Genomic DNA, 2,494 nt, shown 5'->3' with positions numbered 1-2,494 from the left:
ACCACCACTCCGGTCGGTTGCGCGAGCTGGGCACGGGTGGCGGGGCCGCCGTAGCCGGAGAACCCGGAAGTGCCGGTACCTGCCACGGTGGTGATCGTCCCGTTGGGGCCGACTCGGCGCACCCTGTGGTTGTACTGGTCGGAGATGTAGAGGGTGCCGCTGGTGTCGACCGCAACCCATACCGGGCGGTTGAGCTGGGCTCGGGTGGCGGGCCCGCCATCGCCGGAGAACCCGCCGCCGCCGTCGGTCTCGGTGGCGCCATTACCCGCCACGGTAGTGATCGTCCGGTCGGGGGCGATGCGGCGTATCCGGTGGTTGCCCCACTCGGCGATGTACAGGGTGTCGCCGACGATCGCCAGCCCGATCGGTTCATTGAGCTGGGCCTCGAAGGCAGGCCCGCGGTCACCCGAGAAGCCGCGACCCTTGTTACCCGCGATGGTGGTGATCGTTCCGTCGGGGGTGACCTTGCGGATCCGGTGGTTCCGTGTATCGGCGATGTAGAACGTGCCATCTTTGGCGACCGCGACGTCGCCCGGAGAGAAGAGCTGGGCTTGGGTGGCGGGTCCGCGGTCACCGGAGAACCCGCCGTCGCCGTTGTCTTTGGTGACACCGTTACCCGCGACGGTGGTGATCGTTCTGTCGGGGGTGATCTTGCGGATCCGGTGGTTGTTCCGGTCTGCGACGTAGAGGGTGCCGTTGTCGGTGACCGCCAGCCCGGTGGGCTCATTGAACTGGGCATCAATGGCCGGTCCGCCGTCGCCCGAGAAGCCGGGGGTGCCGTTACCCGCCACGATGGTGATCGTCCCGTCGGGGTCGATCCTGCGGATCCGCTGGTTGCCGCGGTCCGCGAGGTAGAGGGTGCCGTCGCTGGCGACCGCCACGTCCTGCGGGTCCTGGAGCTGGGCTTCAATGGCCGGCCCACGGTCACCGGAGAATCCCTGCGCGCCCGTTCCCGCGACCACGGCGATCGTCGGGCTGGAACCGCCCGTCAGATGGACAACGGCGAACACCAACAGGGCGGGCACCAGCGTCAGGACTCCGGCACCGGTCAACAGGCGTCGGCGGTTTAGCGGAGAGCGCGACGGCGCAGTTCCCTCCACGGGCGGGTCCTCGTCGATGTGTGCCGATGGTGGTTCGACGGGGGATGCCGTGCTGAGCCCGCCCGGAAAGGGGCTGGAGGGCGGGCTGCCTTCCGCGGGTGAGGGGCCGGCCACGCCGGCAGCCTGCGCGGCGGCGGCGAGCACGCTGTTCGCCGGGCGAGCATGGTAGGCCTCGCGCAGGACGTTCGCCCACCCGTCGATGACCGCGCCGCCGACGAACAGGCGGTGAGTCTCCCACCAGAACTGCTCCGCGTTGGCGATGTTCCACCCGGGCTGGCGCCTGGGCGGAAGCCCTGCCTGGTCGACCAGCCTGCGTGCCTCCGGGGGATCGGGGAACTCGTCGGCCAACGTGCTGATCACCAGCCGGTCCAGTGATAGGGCGGCCGGCGGGCGGGCACTCGACCCGCCGGGCCCGCCGGTGGACGAGCCGCCGGCGGGCGTCTCCCCGTCGTCGGGGCCGGGGCTGGCGGGCCGGTACTGGCTGATCACGTCGGCCAGCTGGGGTTGCCGGGATTCACCGCGGTGGCCTCGGCCAGTAGCCGCGGCAGCCAGCCCTCGGCCTTCGCCCCTTCGAATATCTTGAACACGGCGTCCGGTAACGTGACGGACTCGGTGGCGTAGTGCGCCAGGGGCCTGTCGAGTCTGTCGAGCAGCCTCTCGAGCCGCCCCCGGTCCGGATATGCGGCCAGGAGGGCGTCTTGCGCCGCCCGCCGCTGCGCGCCGTTCATCCCCGCGACCTTCGCCTCATCAAGCCCGGCCACAGACCACCCTCCCAGCGCCGACGCCACGAGCCGCGGACGTCTGCCGTCCGCCAGTCCGGCCAGGGGAGAAGGCGAACAGCCACGACAGCCCCCGATTTCGCCGTGTGCCGTGACTCTAACGAACCGGCTGATACGCCACGATGCCACGTGGCGGAGGCGTGGCAGTCACCATGCCACCCCGGCTGATGGCTGACCACGGAAGGGGGCCAGGTGCGCCGCGCGGACTCGTTCACCGTGCGATGATCGTCAGGGGGGAGTCCTACAAGCCGGCGACCCAGTACGCCCGGGCCGTGCCTGACAGAGCCGAGCCTGTAGCCTTCGCCGGCTCCTTGATCGGGCGCCGGCTCCTCTGCGCCTCCCCCGTTCGGCTGGTATAAGCCGCCGTACTCGAGACGAAGAACCACACCATGTTCCTGGTGTTCTGCTGCCGTCCGCGCGGCCTCCCCTACCTGTCAGCATGAGATGGGGCAGGGGATGCCTGTCATCTTGTGATCAGGGCGGGTTGGGAGCTGGAAACGGGGTGGTCACCTGTCGCCATGCCCGTTCCCTGCCCGGCTGGTTCCGGTGGGGACGACTCTCTCGTAGAGAACGCCGTGTTGGGCTCGCATGGTGGATTCGACGGACGAGGCTATG

Annotated in this window: 2 protein-coding genes; both read right to left on the bottom strand. The window is 69.8% G+C overall.

Features of this window, described 5'->3' with window-relative positions; genetic code table 11:
* Window positions 1-1,460, bottom strand: a 1,460-nt coding sequence (locus AC5LSR_RS21195; protein ID WP_493468891.1) for an NHL domain-containing protein, incomplete at its 3' end; no start/stop codon positions are given.
* Window positions 1,461-1,585: 125 nt separating this feature from the next.
* On the bottom strand, window positions 1,586-1,861 hold the full coding sequence (locus tag AC5LSR_RS21190; RefSeq protein ID WP_250287291.1) for an effector-associated domain EAD1-containing protein: 276 nt from the start codon (window positions 1,859-1,861) through the stop codon (window positions 1,586-1,588).
* Window positions 1,862-2,494: the final 633 nt, after the last annotated feature.

This window comes from Protofrankia sp. CiP1_Cm_nod4 (assembly GCF_982290645.1).
The sequence above is the reverse complement of the archived record's forward strand: the minus strand, read 5'-3'. Positions and strand labels throughout refer to the sequence as shown.